General features: G+C 67.1%; 16 protein-coding genes. 7 read left to right on the forward strand and 9 right to left on the reverse strand.

Annotated elements, in window-relative coordinates; translation table 11 throughout:
- The first annotated feature begins 7 nt into the window (after positions 1-7).
- A complete protein-coding gene (locus FVW20_RS19430; RefSeq protein WP_196610863.1) occupies positions 8-640 on the forward strand; it encodes a tetratricopeptide repeat protein in 633 nt (210 codons plus the stop codon).
- A gap of 331 nt (positions 641-971) precedes the next feature.
- On the opposite strand, the gene FVW20_RS19435 is transcribed toward FVW20_RS19430, so the two are convergent.
- Positions 972-1,253 carry a hypothetical protein gene (locus FVW20_RS19435; RefSeq protein WP_196610864.1) on the reverse strand — a complete coding sequence of 94 codons (282 nt, stop codon included), beginning with the start codon at positions 1,251-1,253 and terminating at the stop codon, positions 972-974.
- A 498-nt stretch (positions 1,254-1,751) separates the two neighbouring features.
- On the opposite strand from FVW20_RS19435, the gene FVW20_RS19440 reads away from it, so the two are divergent.
- The 4 genes from FVW20_RS19440 to FVW20_RS19455 all read left to right on the forward strand — a co-directional run bounded on the left by FVW20_RS19440 (position 1,752) and on the right by FVW20_RS19455 (position 7,249).
- Positions 1,752-2,540 (forward strand): type III pantothenate kinase, encoded by a 789-nt coding sequence (locus FVW20_RS19440; protein WP_196610865.1) that lies wholly within the window; start codon positions 1,752-1,754, stop codon positions 2,538-2,540.
- A 172-nt stretch (positions 2,541-2,712) separates the two neighbouring features.
- Positions 2,713-4,017 (forward strand): phosphopyruvate hydratase, encoded by a 1,305-nt coding sequence (gene eno / locus FVW20_RS19445; RefSeq protein ID WP_196610866.1) that lies wholly within the window; start codon positions 2,713-2,715, stop codon positions 4,015-4,017.
- 323 nt (positions 4,018-4,340) lie between these two features.
- On the forward strand, positions 4,341-5,207 hold the full coding sequence (folD, locus tag FVW20_RS19450; protein WP_196610867.1) for a bifunctional methylenetetrahydrofolate dehydrogenase/methenyltetrahydrofolate cyclohydrolase FolD: 867 nt from the start codon (positions 4,341-4,343) through the stop codon (positions 5,205-5,207).
- Positions 5,208-5,743: 536 nt separating this feature from the next.
- Positions 5,744-7,249 (forward strand): flagellar hook protein FlgE, encoded by a 1,506-nt coding sequence (locus FVW20_RS19455; protein WP_196610868.1) that lies wholly within the window; start codon positions 5,744-5,746, stop codon positions 7,247-7,249.
- Positions 7,250-7,342: 93 nt separating this feature from the next.
- Here the strand turns inward: FVW20_RS19455 and FVW20_RS19460 are convergent, their stop codons facing one another.
- The 5 genes from FVW20_RS19460 to FVW20_RS19480 all read right to left on the reverse strand — a co-directional run bounded on the left by FVW20_RS19460 (position 7,343) and on the right by FVW20_RS19480 (position 11,923).
- A complete protein-coding gene (locus tag FVW20_RS19460) occupies positions 7,343-8,305 on the reverse strand; it encodes a DMT family transporter (protein ID WP_196610869.1) in 963 nt (320 codons plus the stop codon).
- A gap of 510 nt (positions 8,306-8,815) precedes the next feature.
- The gene (locus FVW20_RS19465; RefSeq protein ID WP_196610870.1) at positions 8,816-9,217 is read right to left on the reverse strand and encodes a Ros/MucR family transcriptional regulator; all 402 of its coding nucleotides are present in this window, start codon (positions 9,215-9,217) and stop codon (positions 8,816-8,818) included.
- Between the two features lie 408 nt (positions 9,218-9,625).
- Positions 9,626-10,240 carry a VOC family protein gene (locus FVW20_RS19470; RefSeq protein WP_196610871.1) on the reverse strand — a complete coding sequence of 205 codons (615 nt, stop codon included), beginning with the start codon at positions 10,238-10,240 and terminating at the stop codon, positions 9,626-9,628.
- A gap of 29 nt (positions 10,241-10,269) precedes the next feature.
- A complete protein-coding gene (locus FVW20_RS19475; protein ID WP_196610872.1) occupies positions 10,270-11,151 on the reverse strand; it encodes a redoxin domain-containing protein in 882 nt (293 codons plus the stop codon).
- A gap of 67 nt (positions 11,152-11,218) precedes the next feature.
- The gene (locus FVW20_RS19480) at positions 11,219-11,923 is read right to left on the reverse strand and encodes a TlpA disulfide reductase family protein (protein WP_196610873.1); all 705 of its coding nucleotides are present in this window, start codon (positions 11,921-11,923) and stop codon (positions 11,219-11,221) included.
- A 165-nt stretch (positions 11,924-12,088) separates the two neighbouring features.
- On the opposite strand from FVW20_RS19480, the gene FVW20_RS19485 reads away from it, so the two are divergent.
- Positions 12,089-13,177 carry a DMT family transporter gene (locus tag FVW20_RS19485; protein ID WP_231039276.1) on the forward strand — a complete coding sequence of 363 codons (1,089 nt, stop codon included), beginning with the start codon at positions 12,089-12,091 and terminating at the stop codon, positions 13,175-13,177.
- 1,135 nt (positions 13,178-14,312) lie between these two features.
- On the opposite strand, the gene pspC is transcribed toward FVW20_RS19485, so the two are convergent.
- From pspC to pspA, 3 genes are all read right to left on the reverse strand, one after another.
- Positions 14,313-14,879, reverse strand: a complete 567-nt coding sequence (pspC, locus tag FVW20_RS19950) for an envelope stress response membrane protein PspC (protein WP_196610874.1) — start codon at positions 14,877-14,879, stop codon at positions 14,313-14,315.
- A gap of 2 nt (positions 14,880-14,881) precedes the next feature.
- A complete protein-coding gene (gene pspB, locus FVW20_RS19495; RefSeq protein ID WP_196610875.1) occupies positions 14,882-15,205 on the reverse strand; it encodes an envelope stress response membrane protein PspB in 324 nt (107 codons plus the stop codon).
- A gap of 235 nt (positions 15,206-15,440) precedes the next feature.
- Positions 15,441-16,172, reverse strand: a complete 732-nt coding sequence (gene pspA / locus FVW20_RS19500) for a phage shock protein PspA (protein WP_196610876.1) — start codon at positions 16,170-16,172, stop codon at positions 15,441-15,443.
- 188 nt (positions 16,173-16,360) lie between these two features.
- Between pspA and FVW20_RS19505 the strand changes: the two genes are divergently transcribed.
- On the forward strand, positions 16,361-16,609 hold a 249-nt coding region (locus FVW20_RS19505; protein WP_196610877.1), incomplete at its 3' end, for a sigma 54-interacting transcriptional regulator.

Here is a 16,609-nt window from a genome sequence, read left to right on the forward strand (position 1 = left end):
CAACCCGGTGGCACCCAAAGGCGACGCGCGCCAGGCGCGCGAGTACCTGGCGCGAGCCAAGGCATATTTTCACAGGCACGACGTGTCCCGTGCCCTGGCGGCCACCGCCGCGGGCGTGCAGCCTATCGTTGACGGCGGCATCGTCGGGCGAGAATTGGCCGAACTGCACGGTGCGCTGCGCGAGATGGTGCAGATGCTCTCGCGCGACGAAGACGTGAAGGCGCGGGCCGCGGCCATTTCGCCGCGCGGGCTGACGTTCGAGAAGGGGGCCGAGAAGCAGTTGCTGGCCATGCTGGCGCGTATTCTGCGGTCCATGCGCGACGAGCAGGAACAGGAAACCTACGAGCAGGCCATTGCCCGCAAGCAGCAGTTGGACAAGCTGCTGCTGCACGGCAGGCGGCTGCTGGAGCACAAGAAGGTGGCCGAGGCGGACGAAGCCTTCACAGAGGCCACGGGCTTCTACCGCAACGAACACCGGCTGTTTCTGCTCATGGGCAAGGCCCTGCTGGAGGCGGGCGAACCCAAGCGCGCCCTGCGCCACTTGCGCAAGGCCATGGAGGTGGACCCGGACAAGGAGCAGGCCAGGCGGGTGCACGACACGGCCCTGGCCCGCAGCAGGGGCGAGCCCGATCCGGCGTGATGCCACTGGCCTTGCCCGGCATGCCCGGCGCTTCTGAAACCGGACGCACCGCACAACGGCGCCAGGCTGGCAGCGGACCGGCAGCGGACCGGCAGCGGATGGGGACCGGACCGGCAATGGAATTTGGACAGGCACGACGCCCTCATGCATGCGAAAGTTGCGCATGCATGAGGGCGTCGTGCCGTTGCGGCGCCGGAAAAATACCGAAACCGCGTGCCCGTGGCCGACAGGGCGGCAACGGTGGGCGGCAACGGTGCCGGGCTGTTTGCGGACCGGCAGCGGCCTGTTGCCGGGCATTGCCGCACTGCCGGGGGACGGCCCGCAGGCGGGCCTACAGGTCCAGCAGGCGGGCCACCCGTTCCGGATCCAGCGAGCGGTGCGCGTCGCCGGATGGGGCGCCCAGCATGTTCATGACCGCACTGTAGGCCTGGTCGGCCTCGGCGGGGGGCACATCGGCATTGGCGTTCAGCCCTGCCGGGGCGGCGTGGGCGGCCTGGGAACCGGCAGCGTCGAGCGAGGATCGCTTGGCCTCGGTGGTCTCGCGGGCATGCGCCAGCAGCGTGTCGATGCGCGAGAAGGTATCTTGCGAAATGGTGGTGATGCCCGTGGTCATGGCGGCCTCCTGGAAGTTTTTTCCGTATGCCCCGATACTGATGCAAGCGACGTGCAAACCGGCAGGCGGCGCCCACGGCCATCCACGGTCGCGTACAACTGGGGACGAACGGGGGGCCAGTGCCGCGCCACCTCGTTGTCCGGCCAGAACCGGCCCGTTTCGCCCGATTCGGCCCGGTTCGCCCAGGCCCGGCACAGGCAGGCGCGCCCGGCATCGGCAAGTGTCTGCCAGTATGGGCCATGTCGGCCAGTATCCGGGGGCGGCGCTGGCGACCCGGCCTGGCGGATGGCAGGCCGGGACAGGGCGCATCCTCCGCACCCGTTGCGGCCCGCCATTTCCCTTCCCGCCAGCGGCCCGCGAACCGTTGCGAATCGGACCGCTTTGGGGTAGGCGAAGCGGCGCGCCACGGTTGCGTTTCCGTCCGAACAGGCTACACTTGCGCACAGGTGCATCGCGTACGGGATGGCAGCGGCCACATCCATGCATACGGGAAGCGGCATGACCCAGCATTTTCTGCTGTTCGACATCGGCAACACCAACGTCAAGATCGGCATCGCGGTGGAAACCGCCGTGCTGACTTCGTACGTGCTGCCCACCGACCCCGGCCAGACGGCCGACTCCATCGGGCTGCGCCTGCTGGAGGTGTTGCGCCATGCCGGGCTGGGGCCGGCGGACGTGGGGGCCTGCGTGGCCAGTTCGGTGGTGCCCGGCGTCAACCCGCTGATCCGCCGCGCCTGCGAACGCTACCTGTACCGCAAGCTGCTGTTCGCGCCCGGCGACATCGCCATCCCGTTGGAAAACCGCTACGAGCGCCCCGCCGAAGTGGGGGCCGACCGACTGGTGGCGGCCTATGCCGCCCGGCGGCTGTACCCCGGCCCCCGGTCGCTGGTATCCGTGGATTTCGGCACCGCCACCACGTTTGACTGTGTGGAAGACGGTGCGTATCTTGGTGGTTTGATTTGTCCCGGCGTACTGTCGTCCGCCGGGGCGTTGTCGTCGCGCACGGCCAAGCTGCCGCGCATCAGCCTGGAAGTGGAAGAGGACTCGCCGGTCATCGGCAGGTCCACCACCACCAGCCTGAATCACGGCTTCATTTTCGGCTTCGCGTCCATGACCGAAGGGGTGCTGGCCCGTCTTGGCGGCGTGCTGCCCGGCCCCACCGAGGTGGTGGCCACGGGCGGATTCGCCCGGGACATCGCGCGGGTGAGCCGCTGTTTCGACCACGTCAGGCCCGACCTTCTGCTGGAGGGCCTGCGGTTGTTGTATCTGGAACGTGAAACCCGGTAGGGCCCGCCGCATTACGGTCTTTATGTCCTCGTAGCGGCAGGAATCGCCAGGTGTTCTCACGTATCTGCTGACATTTCGGCGCACTGCGTTGGCAGCAGGTTCCAACGCGTTGCGTCTGGTATCGACATTCCGACAGAAACCCGACGAACATGAAAGGACCAAGGAGATGCAGATGAGCACCATCGTATCCGTCTGGGCGAGGGAAATCCTTGACTCCCGCGGCAACCCCACCGTCGAGGTGGAAGTCTCCCTGGAATCGGGCCACACCGGTCGCGCCGCCGTGCCTTCCGGCGCCTCCACCGGCACCCGCGAAGCATTGGAAATGCGCGACGGCGACAAGGGCCGCTACAAGGGCAAGGGCGTCGAGAAGGCCGTGGACATCGTGATGGGTGAAATCGCCGAGGCCGTCGTGGGGCTGGATTCCCTGCGTCAGGTGCAGGTGGACAACACCCTGCTGGACCTGGACGGCACCGACAACAAGTCGCGTCTGGGCGCCAACGCCATGCTGGGCGTATCGCTGGCCACCGCGCGCGCCGCCTCCAGCTTTCTGGGCCTGCCGCTGTACCAGTACCTGGGCGGCGTGAACGCCAAGGTGCTGCCCGTGCCGCTGATGAACATCATCAATGGCGGCGCCCACGCGCCCAACAACCTGGATATTCAGGAATTCATGATCATGCCCATCGGCGCGGCCACCTTCCGCGATGCGCTGCGCATGGGCGCCGAGACCTTCCACACCCTGAAGGCGCTGCTGGCCGCCGACGGTCACGTGACCAGCGTGGGCGACGAGGGCGGCTTTGCCCCCAACCTGAAGAACCACGACGAGGCCTTCCGCTACATCATGAAGGCCATCGAGGAAGCGGGCTACATTCCCGGCGCGGAAATCGCGCTGGCCATCGACGCCGCCGCCTCCGAGTTCCACAAGGACGGCAAGTACGTGCTGGCGGGCGAAGGCAAGAACCTGTCCAATTCCGAGATGGTGGAGTGGCTGGGCGAATTCACCACCCGCTACCCGCTGATCTCCATCGAGGACGGCCTGGCCGAAGCCGACTGGGACGGCTGGCGCGAGCTGACCTACAAGCTGGGCGACACCATCCAGTTGGTGGGCGACGACATTTTCGTGACCAACCCGGACATCCTGGCCGAAGGCATCGACGAGGGCGTGGCCAACTCCATTCTCATCAAGCTGAACCAGATCGGTACGCTGACCGAGACCCTGGACACCATCGAGATGGCCAAGCAGGCTGCGTACACCACGGTGATTTCGCACCGTTCGGGCGAGACCGAGGACCACTTCATCTCGGATCTGGCCGTGGGCCTGAACGCCGGGCAGATCAAGACCGGTTCGCTGTGCCGTAGCGACCGGCTGGCCAAGTACAACCAACTGCTGCGCATCGAGGAAGACCTGGACGACACGGGCATCTACTTCGGGCCCATGATGAGCTCGCACTTCGGCTTCGAGGAAGAAGGCGAGGAATAGCGCGCTGTCGCGTACATCGGGGGAGGGGGCCTGCGTGGCTCCCTCCCTTTTGCTTTCGGGCGGGGCAATGATGCAGGAAAGGCACTGGCCGCGGCCCGGCACATAGCTTCAGTTTGCACCCGTCCCCAGGACAGGGGGACCGGGGGAGCATGCTCCCCCGGCGGGGTACGGGGCAGCGCCCCGATATTTCAAAGGCCGCCCGTTCTCTCACGGAGAAGCAGGGCCGCGACACATGGCGGATGCGACCGGAACGCAAGACGGTGCCGGGCAGCGGAATCGGACAGGCGGCGCGCACGCGCGCCGGATTTCGGGAGGTTGGAGACATGTTGCTGCTCGACGGCAAGGCGACGGCTGCGGCCATTCGCGCGGAATTGAAGGAAGATGTGTCGGCGGGGCTTGCGGCGGCGGGCCGTGCGCCGGGGTTGGCGGTGATCCTGGTGGGCGAGGATCCCGCCTCGCAGGTGTACGTGCGCAACAAGGAGCGCGGCTGCGAAGAGGCGGGCATCCGGTCCGAGGCGTTTCGCCTGCCTGCGGACACCACGCAGGAAGCGCTGGAAGTGCTCATCGACGAACTGAACGGGCGCGCGGACATCGACGGCATTCTGCTGCAACTGCCGCTGCCCAAGGGGCTGAACAGCCAGCGTTGCCTGGAGCGCATCAGCCCCAGAAAGGACGTGGACGGCTTTCACCCCGAAAACATGGGGCGTCTGGCGTTGGGGCTGCCGGGCTTTCGTCCGTGCACCCCGGCGGGGGTGATGACCCTGCTGGAGCGGTACGACCTGTCGCCTTCGGGCAAGAAGGCCGTGGTGGTGGGGCGCAGCAACATCGTGGGCAAGCCGCTGGCGCTGATGCTGGGCGCGCCCGGCAAGTACGCCAACGCCACGGTGACGGTATGCCATTCCGGCACGCCGAACCTGGCCGAGGAATGCCGCCAGGCGGACTTCCTGTTCGTGGCGGCGGGGCGGCCCTGCCTGGTCACCTCGGACATGGTCAAGCCCGGCGCGGTGGTGGTGGATGTGGGCATTCACCGTACCGACGAAGGGCTGGTGGGCGACTGCAAGTACGACGACATCAGCTGCATCGCATCGGCCATGACCCCGGTGCCCGGCGGCGTGGGGCCCATGACCATTGCCCAGTTGCTCATCAACACCGTGATCTCGTGGAAGGGCCGCACCGGCATCGCCGGGTAGCGGGGCGTGCGGGATTCGAGGGGCTTGCAGGGCGGGCTGGGCGGGCATCCCTCCTGTTCCCGGACATGACGTTTTCAGGGCCGCGCGGCACATGTCGCGCGGCCCTGTCACGTAGTGCGGTCAGGTGCGCAATGCGATCGCGTCGCGTGGCCAGTCGCCTGGTGCAGCCTGTCGTGGCTGGAGCGGAAACCGGCCTGTGCGGGGCTTCGCACGGCATGCCAGTTGCCGCCGGGTTGGCTGCTAGCCCGGCGTCGTGCGCGGATCGCATGCCCTAGGCATGAGTACCCTTGGTGGGCTGCTGCCGTCAGCGCGTGAGGCCATGGTCGCCATGGGCAGGTTCTGCCGCACCCGGGGCGTTTGGGAAAACGTCATTCTTTACATTCCGGAAGGTTGCTTCGCGCCGCTTTGCGCTGGCACGGCTCGTGCTTTGCGAACCCGCAGGGAAGAATCTTCCCCGGTTGCGCGTGCCCGCCTTCCATCGGGATGGCAGGGAGATGCGTTACGCACCGGGGCACTTCGCGCCCGAGGAGATACGCATGTTACGCGCCCTCTATTCCGGCGCCACCGGCATGAAAACCCTTGCGCAGGGCATGCAGGCGGTCGGCAACAACCTGGCCAACGTGAACACCGTGGGGTTCAAGCAACAGCAGGCGCTGTTCGAGGACCTCATGAGCCAGTACGCGGGCACGGGAAACTCGGCCTCCACTTCCATCAGCCAGGTGGGTCTGGGCACGCGCCTGACGGACATCCGTACCGTGCACGGGCAGGGACCGTACGAATCGGGCACCGACATTACCGACCTGTCCATCAACGGCAAGGGGTTCTTCCAGGTTTCGCTGGACGGCAAGACGCACTACACCCGCGCGGGCAACTTCCGGTTCGACAAGGACGGAAGCCTGGTGGACCCCAACGGCTTCGTGCTGAGCGGTCGGGCCATCACCGACGGGGTGGAGGGCGCCGCCGGCCCCATCAGCCTGCCGCCGGGCACGGGCGGGCGCAACGTCATGCCTGCCAAGGCCACCACGTCCATCACGGCGCTGAACAACCTGGGATCGGGCGACAGGTCGTCGGATGCGGCCAACCCGTACTTTTCGCTGCTGTCCAAGTGGAACGGCACGGCGGAAAGCCCCCTGGGCGACTCGGCCTACACGTACAAGCAGTCCATCAAGGTCTACGACGCCACGGGCAATGCCCACGACGTGACCATCTATTTCGACGGCGCCGGACAGGGCGGCGGCAACAAGTACTTCGAGTTCGTGGTGGGCATGGACCCGGCGCACGACGGTTCGGGCATGGCCGGAACATCCGCGGCCGGCCTGCTTATGTCCGGTACGCTTACCTTCAATTCCTCCGGGCAGTTGGTGAACATGTCCGCCTACACGCCCTCGGGCGCCGACGCCACCAACCTCAGCAACTGGGCGCCAGCGTCGTTCGGCGCCGACGGATTGCCGCAGTTCACCGCCACCTTCGCAGGCGGCGGGGGAACGCAGTCGGTGGGGCTGGACCTTGGCCTGTCCTCGTCCACCGGGGCGTGGACGGCGGGGGCGGGCAGCCCGGCTGCCGTGGGTTCCAACGCAGCAAGCCTGATGGGCATGGCCGGGGCCACCCTGGCGGCGGTAAGCACCACGGCCTACGGCGGCAGTTCGTCGGAAATCCGGACCAAGCAGGATGGGTACGCGCAGGGCTTTCTGGCGGGCATCGACATCAGTTCGGATGGTATCATCAGCGGGCGCTACAGCAACGGCCAGGTCGACGACCTGTACCGCATTACCCTGTACCGCTTCACCAGTGAGGACGGATTGCGCCGCGAGGGCATGAACCACTTCTCGGCCACCAAGGAATCCGGCGTAGCGGAAGAGGGCCTGCCCGACACCGAGAACTACGGAGCCGTGGCCGCCAAGAGCCTGGAGCAGTCCAACGTGTCCATGGAGCGGGAGTTCGTGAACATGATCATCTATCAGCGCGGCTTCCAGACCAACTCCAAGTCGATCATGACGGCGGATTCCATGATCCAGAAGGCGCTGGAGCTGAAGCGCACGTAGCGTGCCGTTCCGGCAGAGTCCCCATGCTGCATGAAGGCCGCCTCCGGAACCGGGGGCGGCCTTTGGCGTTGTGCGGGAGGAGACCGGCGGGGGTTACTTTTCCCCGCCCCGCAGCCGGGCGGGGTCGTTCGGCGCGGATTCGTCCGGCACTGTCTTTTCGGGTGCGGTCACGCCCCGGCCCTGCGAAAGCAGCACGCCCACCAGCACCAGGACGGATGCCGCGTACTGCTGCGGCGTCAACTGGTCGCCCAGCAACACCCGGCCCATGAGCAGGGTGATCACCGGAATCAGGTTGATGAACGCCGAAGCCTGTCCGGCGGGCAGGCGGCTGACGCCGAAGTTGTACAGCCCGTAGGCCCCCAGCGAGATGCACGTGCCCAGATAGATCACCGACAGCGTGGGCAGCAGCGGGAAGGCGTCGGGCAGCTGGGTGGTGGGCAGGAACAGCAACGGCAGAAAGAACGCGCTGCCTGCCAGCGACTGCACGGCGGTGATGAACAGCGGCGGATACGTGGCAGACAGCTTCTTGGCGTTGATGACGTAGCCGGTGGCGCTGACCATGGCGCATAGTTCCAGCAGGTTGCCCAGCAGCGGATTGGGCGCGTTGTCGGAACTGGCCCCGCCAAGGCTCAGCCAGACCACCCCGATGATGGCCAGCACGAACCCGGACCACACCCGGCGGGCCAGCCGTTCGCCCAGCACGATCCACGCGGCCACGGCCACGCACAGCGGCATTACCGAAACGATCATGCCCGCCTGCGAGGCCGATGTGTAGCGCAGGGCGTACGCCTCGAACACGAAGTACAGGCACGGCTCGCACAGCGCCATGGCGCCCAGGCGTTTCCAGTCGCCCTTGCGGTACCGCACGTGGCGAAAGTTGCGCCACAGGGCCAGGAACACCGCCGACGAAATGCCCATGCGGCCGAACACCACCACCATGGGGTGGAACCCTTCCAGCGCCACCTTCATGGCGATGAACGAACTGCTCCACAGCAGCATGGCCAGCAGGAGCGCCAGGGTGGCGGAAGAAACGGGGGCGGTGCGTGGTGCGGGCATGGCGGTGGTTGATGCAAGGGGTGCAGGGCGCGCGCCGCGCGGGAATGCCGGGCGGCGGCTGCCGCATGGCTGTACTGTGCCAGCCTGCGGCATTGCCGGAGAAATGCCGGTCACTGCACGGCGCAGTGTGGGCGGAAGGACCGATGGGCGCACACTATCCGTGCGGTATCCGGGTGTCCACTGGCATGAGCTGGGGCAGTGCTTTCGCGTGTGTCTTTTCCGGTCCGGCAGGGCGGGGATGGTGCATGCCGCCATCGGCGGGCGCGGGTGATGCAGGCGGTGTGCGCCCCGGTGTGGCTGTCCTGACCGTCATGGCAGGGATTGCCGCTGCGGCGGGGGGCGCCACGACAGTTGAAGAACGCAGCGAGGGAGCGACAATGGAGTGCCAGGGAAGCAGCAAGGGCGACGCCCCGGCGGCAGGTGCCGCCGGGGCGTCCGGGATCCGTCATGCGGGGCATGAAGGGTGCTGAGCGGTATGAAGGGGGGGCGCGGCGGATTGCCCGCCGGGCGCTACGCCTGCTTGCGGCGCTTCTCCCACAGCTTCATGTCCTTCATCTTCTTGCGGCGTTCGCGTTGCAGCGACTTGCAGACCAGGGGCATGTCCTTGCGGTAGCCGTACTTGTCCCGGTAGCTGTCGGGCGTGAGATCGTGAGAGGCCAGGTGCTTGCGAGTCAGGATCTTGAAGGTCTTTCCACATTCCAGGCAGGTGATGGATTTTTCCTTCAGCGCCTTTGCGGCGTCGGGCAGCGGCGCTTCGGGCGCGGCCTGTTCCTCGCTGGGAACGCCATCGCTGATCTGGCGGATGGCCAGCGCGATCTTCTGCACCATGGAACTGATCTCTTCCTCGTTCATGGTGCGGACGCTGGCCTGAGCCTTCACGATGTCGAGGGCCTGCTTGAGATATTCTTCCATTTCGGTTCTCCTTTGCGGTGGCGGAGGTGCAACGTCATCGATGGGGCCACTCTGGCCGACATCGTCGCACCCCGCATGCGGGAAGCGGTTCCGTCTGCTGCATGACGCACCGTTTTTCCGGTAAACATCATGCTCTTCCGTACTTCGCAACGCGCATGCGCACTGCATTATCACCATGCGATGCGCAACTCCATTATTTTTTTACATGTAATATGATACACCTTGCTCCGCATGGCAGTAGGTGAAAACGCAACGCCGCTCCCGAATGTTGTCGGGATGTGACCGGGGAGCGGCGAATGGGTGGCGGCACTTGCGGGATGGAGGGTGCGCGCATGCGGTAACGCGGGCAGATAAGGCCTGGGGAATGCGGCGCCGTGCCCGGGAGCCGTTGCATACCCTGGTCTGTCGTCATGCCGGGTTGCGTTTCATGGTGTCCCAGGCGTTGTGCTTGAGCCGCAGGAAGTCGTCGCCTTCTCCAGGGTACACCCGGCGGTCGGCCAGCGGAGTGGGCGCAGCAACCGGCGGCCAGTGGCCGGGAGTCGGATCCGGCCCTTCCTGCGCGGCGGGCACGGGCTGTGTATCGGTCATGCGCGGGGCTGCCCGCACGTCCGCGTCCGGCACGGGTGCGGAGAATTCGATGGCCAGTCCGTTGGGGTCGAAACTGTACAGCGAGTGGATGAAGCCGTGGTTCACCAGTTCCGAGCACCAGAACCCGGCGGCTTCCAGCTTGTCCTTGAGTTCCCACAGGTCGTCGTCCGTCGCCACGCCCACGGAAATGTGGTCGAACACCACGGCTCCGCGCACGGGTGCGCCGTGGTCCTTTTCCTCCACCGGGGTCACGCCGTCCCACTCGAAGAAGGCGATCATGTCCACGGGCGACACTTCGAAGAAATACTGGCGGTAGCCTGGGTGGCCCAGTCCGGCCACGATGCGCATGCCGAGCAGGTCACGCCAGAAGCGCACGGTGGTCTCCATGTCGCCGGTGACCATGGCCAGATGGTTGAAGCCGGTATAGCGGGGCATTGGGGCTCCTGATGGCTTGCGTGATGATGCTAGGGGGCGGGCAGGGCATCCAGCGCCCGCAGGATGATGTCCAGCGGGGGGCGCTTGTTCACGTCGGATACGTGAATGTGTCGGATGATGCCCTGCCTGTCGATGATGACAAGGGCGCGCTCCGCCATGCCGTCGCCGCGCAGCAGGCCGTAGGACGCGGCAACCGCGCCGTGCGGCCAGAAGTCGGACAGCACCGGAAACCACACGCCGCCAACCGCGCCGTCGGCTTCGCTTTGCCGGTGTGCGGCTGTCCGCCCCTTGCGGGGCGGAGGCGAGGACTGGCCCTCGCCGACACTGCCCGCGCCTTGCCCCTCATCGTTGCCGTTTTCGGGGGTGCGTTCGGCCATCTCGCGGGTCCAGGCGTACAGCGCGGGCAGGTTGTCGGTGGTGATGCCCAGCAGGACCGCGCCGCGCCGTTCGAATTCCTCGCGGGCGATGTTGTAGCCCGGCCATTGCCCGGAGCAGACCGGGGTGAACGCGGCAGGCACGAACGAAAGAACCACGGCGCGCTTGCCCCGGAAGTCGGACAGCCGGATTGTGCCGGGGGCGGGCCCGCTTGCGGGTGTGTACGGGCCGGGCAGGGCGGGCAGGGCGAAGTCGGGCGCGGTGTCGCCCACGGCCACCTTCAGTGCGCTGTCCACCGGCTTGCGGGGGGCATCCGGGTAGAGCAGGTCCTGCAGTCCCGCGGCCTGCGAGGGCGACGGGGCGGGCAGGACCGCCACAAGGGCCAGAATCAGGATGGCGGCGGTCAGAAGGCGACCGGTGCGCCCGGTGCGCCAGGGCGGCGTGCCGGGGACCGAAGATGTCCGGGCCGTGCGGCCAGCGAGAACAGTGCGGCCCGGGAACGGGTTGCCCGTGCGGGATGCGGTAGTGCGTGGCATGGCTGGTACCTTCTTTCGGGGCGGCGTATCGTCGGGGCGGCGGGACAGCCGGGTGCGTCCGTCGGCATCAGTTGCTGCGTTTGGCGATGGCGGAAAGCTCGTCCAGAAAGGCTTGCGGCGAGGCCATGCGTCCGGTGCGCGAGAGCAGCGTGGCGGGGGCGGCGCGGTTTTTCAGCGAGACCAGAAAGAAATGCGGCGTGCCGGGTTCGCCCACCTGCTCGTGCACGGTAAGGTCCGGGTCGGCGAACAGGGGGATGGCCACCCCGTACCGTTCGCGAAAGAGATCCACTTCCATGCGGGTATTGCCCGCGCCCACGCCGATGACCGTGATGCGGTCCTTCAGGGGGGAGGCGGCCAGCATCTCGGCAAGGCGGTTCATGTGCGGGGCCTCGCGCTGGCAGTGCGGGCAGTACATGCTGAAGATTTCGATCAGCACCAACTGCGTCTTGTTCCCTGTGGCTGGCCGGATGTCCGAGAGCTTCCACGGCCCTGCGCCGGAAAGTCCCAGCGCGGTCAGTTGGGTGGGCGTGGCGGCGTTTTCCAGGGGAATGTCCGGGAATGGGGAACTGGCCGGAACCGGTTCCGCCAGGGTGGGAGTGGCGCAGGCGGGCACCAGCGCAAGCAGGGCGGCCAGCAGCAGGGCGCGCAGCAACGCCATGGGGATAACCGTGCCGTGCGGCTGGCCGGGTTGCGAATGGTGGGGGGCTGTCCGTGCGATTGCTGCGGCCTGTTTGGGCGGGCGCGGCATTTCCGGGGCATGGCGGAAGGGCATGGCGGTCTCCGGTACTGACGGTGCGTAGTATTGCGAAGCATACAGCATGAATCCGGATTGCGCAAAGGCGTGCCCCATTGCACCCGGTCCAGCACCGGACGCAGCGGGGGGTCGCCATTGGCATTGTCTGCCGGGCGGTGCTAGTACACGCGGCAGGAGGCGCACATGACCACTCCTCACGACAGCCCGCCTGGCGACACGACCGCTGCGAAGGGCACTCCGACCGACACCGCGCCCGGCACCGGAGGCGTCGGCCCTGTCGGCGGTTGTGCGTCAGCCTCGCTCGCATTGACCGACCCGCCTGAATCCGCCCCGCCTGTGCCTGACGTATCTGCCCCTGCCACGCCTGTCGCTGCCGGACAGCGTCCCGACCAGCGCAAGGCCTACCTGTACGGCATCGCCACGGTGGCCATCTGGTCCACGGTGGCCACGGCCTTCAAGCTGGCCCTGCGCCAGTTGGATCCGCTGCAGTTGCTGCTGGTGTCCACGGTGGTGTCCCTGCTGGTGCTGACCGCCATCCTGCTGGTCCGCCACGGGGTCGGGGGGCTGGTCCGTGAACTGGCGGCGGCGCCCCGGCGCGAATTGCTGCGGGCCGCGCTGCTGGGCGTGTTGAACCCCTTCGCCTACTATATCGTGCTGTTCAAGGCGTATGCCCTGCTGCCCGCACAGGTGGCCCAGCCGGTGAACTACACCTGGGCCATCACCCTGACACTGCTTTCCGTGCCGCTGCTGGGGCACCGGGTGACCCGGCGCGAATTGCTGGCCGTGGCCGTGAGCTATGCCGGGGTGGTGGTCATCGCCACGCGGGGCGACGTGGCCGCGCTGGCCGGGGGCAACGTGTCCGGGGTGGCGCTGGCGCTGGTGAGCACGGTGATCTGGGCGCTGTACTGGGTAGGCAACGCGCGCAGCCCGCTGGAGCCGGTGCTTGGGCTGTTCTGCAACTTTGCCGCAGGGTTGCCGCTGGTGCTGGCAGCCACGGCGTTGTTCTCATCGCTGCCGTTGCGGGCGGAACTGTGGCCGGGGCTTGCCGCCGCCGCGTACGTGGGGGCGTTCGAGATGGGCATTGCCTTCGTGTTCTGGCTGAAGGCAATGCGGTTGACGGAGTCTGCGGCGCGCATCGGCAACCTGATCTTCTTTTCGCCGTTTCTGTCGCTGGTGTTCATTGCGCTGCTGCTGGGCGAGCGGATACTGCCCACCACGCTGGCGGGGCTGGTGCTGATCGTGGCGGGCAACCTGTTGCAGCGCCGGAAGTAGCGCGAGGGTAGCTGGCGGAGGGAGAGGAGTGGGGAAGGTCGGGGAGGTCGGCTGCTCCTGAACGCCGGGAATGCGGCGCAAAAACAGTCTTTTTCCCGCTGGCGTCGTCAGTGCGCGTTTCGCCTTGGTCGAGTATCCGTATACACTCCCCGCGGCGAAACGCGCCCTTCCTCGCCAGCGGAAAAAACTCTTATTTTCACACCGCCTTCCCGGCCCAGCCCCCCGTGCGCCCAAGGCCGCGCACGGGATTAAAGGAGGGAGACAGGACAGCAACGGGGAAAGGAAACGGAGGGGGCGAGCGACAGGGGGCACCTGCTCCCGAACGCCAGGAATACGGTGCAAAAACAGCCTTTTTCCCGCTGATGTCGTCAGCGTGCGTTTCGCCTTGGTCGAGTATCCGTATACACTCCCTGCGGCGAAACGCGCCCTCCTTGCCAGCGGAAAAAACTATTATTTTCACACCGCCTTCCCGGCACCAGCCCCGTGCGCCCAAGGCCGCGCACGGGATTGAAGGAAGGAGGGCAGGATTGGGAAATTCTCGGGCGATGCCGCCTGTGTTTCAGGCGAGAGGCAACGCCAACGATTCGCGCGTAGAAGCGTGTGGCGCCGGGCTTTGGCGGCGGCACATGCGTCGCAACGGGGGTGTCGGAAGGCGCCCGAGTGGCGGCGTGGGGGGCGGGAGATTTGTGCACATGCGCATTCCGCCGGGCAGATCACCCGGAGGCGCTTTGCGCCGCAGGGAAGCTGCCCGGCGAAAGAATGCGGTGCATGACGACACGGGGTTCCAAGGGGCGGAGCCCCTGGAACGCGGGGGTACAGGGGGTGTTCGTTACAACACCCCCTGTCCGCCGGAGGCATAACGAAGTCGAGCGTGTTCAACAGCGCATGACTGCCTTCGTAGAGGCCGCTTGCAACAAGGCGCGCCGCCACTCTCTTTCCCCAAAAGTAGACGGGGGCGAGAGCCTTTGCCCTCGCCCCCGTCCGGAGACGCCTCTCCATCCCGAAGGACTATGTTGTCCGGAACCGCCCGGCCTGTGCGACGCCCTGCGCGGCAACGCCCGCACCTTTCCGTCATTCCCGCTCGCTGGCCGTCCTGCGCGACAGTACTTCCGCGCTCTTCCCGGCCCATGGCCGGTCAGCGCGGGGCGCCAAACCTGCGGTCCCAGTCGAAATCTCGTCGCGTGACCACATCCTCCATGCGGCGGATGCGGCCTTCCAGCCGGTCGAACTTTTCCTTCAGCCTGCGCAGCGCCTCGCCCCGCGAGGACACGTAGCTGCCGTAGAAATCGCGTTCGCCCGCGTCCGCCGGTTGCAGCACAGGGCGCGGCTTCATTACCAGCCCGGCCAGCACGTACAATCCCACCACGGGCCAGAACCCGGTGAACAGGGCCGCCGCCACGAACAGCGCGCGCACCATGAATACCGACATTCCGAAATGTTGCGCAAGCCCCTTGCACACGCCCATCAGCTTGCCGTCGCGGGCGCGGTACAGGGTGCGGGGGCCATGGTCATGCCAGCTATCCCGCGCGCCGCGCAGCGTGTCCCAGACATCCTCCTGACGCGCGCCGTCGCCATGCCATCCGGCCCGGCCCGCGCCGTCACGGTCGAATCCGTTCCCGTCGCGGCCTTCCCCGTTGGAGCAATGACGTCCGCCCCGGCCCCGGCCGGAACGCCTGTCGAACCTGTCTTCGTGGCCAGCCATGGTCATTCCCTCCCCTGCCCGCGCGGGGCGTCGCGTCCGGCGTCATGCCGGGAACGCCCCGCCGTGCCGTCCGGATCGAGCAGCAGCGTTTCCAGCGCCTCCACCCGCTCCTCCATGCGGCCCATGGCACGGTACATTTCCTGGATCATCCGGGCCTCGTCGTCATGCGCCGGGGTGGCGCCCTCGCGGGTGCGCAGCAGGCGGTACAGGATGGCCAGCAACAGCACGGCCACCAGCGCGGGCAGCACCATGAACCAGAACATCATGACCGGCCCCAGTTGCGCCATGACGGCGAACATTTCCTCGAACATGTATGGCTCGTGCATGCGTGGCCTCGAACTGTCGTGCCGCCGTGCGCCGGGACGTGACCAGTGGCGCGGGCAGCGGGGTGGCAAGCCCGGATGGAATCGCGGACGTCAACACGTGCGGTGCGCCTGATGCACCTGATGCGCCTGGCGAGTCTGGCGCGGCCCCATGCAGGACGGCGCACACTCCAATCCTGCACGGGCGATGCCGCGCGGGCATCCAGCCTAGCCTCTGCAACCGGCGGGCGCAAGGCGATTACTCCGCTGCGCCGGAAACTTCACTGTGGCGCGTGGCGGCTGCGCCCTTGCCCGAATTGGCAGCCCGTTCGCCCACGCGGGCGCGCAGGGCGGCCAGCTCGCGCTCCAGTTCGTCGCGCGTTTCCAGGTCCGCGAAGGCGGCATCCAGACCGTTGCGCGTATCCGTGGGCACGCGCACGGCGTCGGCCTCTGCCTCCATGTGTTCCACGCGGCGCTCCAGTTCCTCGAACCGGTGCATCACCTCCAGCGAGGCGGCGCGGCGCACGTCCTCGCGGGCCTGGCGGCGCACCCGGGCGTGAACATGGCGCTGCACCAGCATGCGCTGCTTGTCGCGCGCGGCTGCCAGCTTTTCGTCCAGCACGTCCATGTCGCCCTGCGTGCGTGCCACCAGCGCGTCGATTTCGTCCAGTTCGCGGCGCAGCGCGTCGGCGCGCTCGTTCTCGCGTCGGCGTTCAAGCAGCGCCTCGCGCGCAAGGTCCTCGCGCCCGGAGGTCACGGCCAGTTCGGCGCGGCGGTCCCAGCGGTCCACCTGGTCCAGCACGCCGTCCAGTTCGCGGCGCACCCGACGCGCCTCTGCCATGCTGGAGGCGCACCCGGCCTTCAGTTCCACCAGCGTTTCCTCCATCTCGCGGATCATCAGCCGGACCAGCTTTTCCGGGTCCTCGGCCTTGTCCAGCATGGCGCTGATGTTGGAACTGACGATGTCCTTGAATCGCGAAAAGATACCCATGATCGCCTCCTGCGGTGCGTCGTGCATTCGTGTCAGCAGGAAAGCAGCAACCGTGCCAGCCAGCCCGCAGGAGGCAACCATGAGCAATCACTGGGAATGACCTCAACATGCCGGGCGATGCACACCGCCCGCAAAATTGATTTATCCCAATCTCTGGTGAAAATCACCAAAATATGGTTGAATCAACAATGCACGATCGCACGCGCGCTGCCGCATCGCCAGCACTGACCGAGGCCATCGGCCAGTCGGACGCGTTTCTCGCCTTTCAGGAGGCGCTTTCTCGTGTGGCGCGCGTGGACCGACCCGTGCTGCTGGCGGGCGAACGCGGCACCGGCAAGGAGCTTGCCGCCGCGCGACTGCACTATCTGTCGCCGCGCTGGCAGGGGCCGCTGGTGGTGCTGGACTGCGCCGCGCTGGCCCCCACACTGGCCGAGGCG

This window comes from Nitratidesulfovibrio oxamicus, assembly GCF_015731765.1.
Taxonomy (GTDB): Bacteria; Desulfobacterota; Desulfovibrionia; order Desulfovibrionales; family Desulfovibrionaceae; genus Cupidesulfovibrio; species Cupidesulfovibrio oxamicus.

Coding starts and splice junctions, on each gene's coding strand:
- FVW20_RS19470 (WP_196610871.1), bottom strand. CDS start 10,240: ATGCCCCGCTATACCGGCTTCAACCATCTGGCCATGGTCACCGGCGAC.
- FVW20_RS19475 (WP_196610872.1), bottom strand. CDS start 11,151: ATGCCACGCACTACCGCATCCCGCACGGGCAACCCGTTCCCGGGCCGC.
- FVW20_RS19480 (WP_196610873.1), bottom strand. CDS start 11,923: ATGCCCTTCCGCCATGCCCCGGAAATGCCGCGCCCGCCCAAACAGGCC.
- pspC (WP_196610874.1), bottom strand. CDS start 14,879: ATGGCTGGCCACGAAGACAGGTTCGACAGGCGTTCCGGCCGGGGCCGG.
- FVW20_RS19460 (WP_196610869.1), bottom strand. CDS start 8,305: ATGCCCGCACCACGCACCGCCCCCGTTTCTTCCGCCACCCTGGCGCTC.
- FVW20_RS19485 (WP_231039276.1), top strand. CDS start 12,089: ATGACCACTCCTCACGACAGCCCGCCTGGCGACACGACCGCTGCGAAG.
- FVW20_RS19455 (WP_196610868.1), top strand. CDS start 5,744: ATGTTACGCGCCCTCTATTCCGGCGCCACCGGCATGAAAACCCTTGCG.
- folD (WP_196610867.1), top strand. CDS start 4,341: ATGTTGCTGCTCGACGGCAAGGCGACGGCTGCGGCCATTCGCGCGGAA.
- FVW20_RS19465 (WP_196610870.1), bottom strand. CDS start 9,217: ATGGAAGAATATCTCAAGCAGGCCCTCGACATCGTGAAGGCTCAGGCC.
- FVW20_RS19440 (WP_196610865.1), top strand. CDS start 1,752: ATGACCCAGCATTTTCTGCTGTTCGACATCGGCAACACCAACGTCAAG.
- pspB (WP_196610875.1), bottom strand. CDS start 15,205: ATGCACGAGCCATACATGTTCGAGGAAATGTTCGCCGTCATGGCGCAA.
- FVW20_RS19435 (WP_196610864.1), bottom strand. CDS start 1,253: ATGACCACGGGCATCACCACCATTTCGCAAGATACCTTCTCGCGCATC.
- eno (WP_196610866.1), top strand. CDS start 2,713: ATGAGCACCATCGTATCCGTCTGGGCGAGGGAAATCCTTGACTCCCGC.
- pspA (WP_196610876.1), bottom strand. CDS start 16,172: ATGGGTATCTTTTCGCGATTCAAGGACATCGTCAGTTCCAACATCAGC.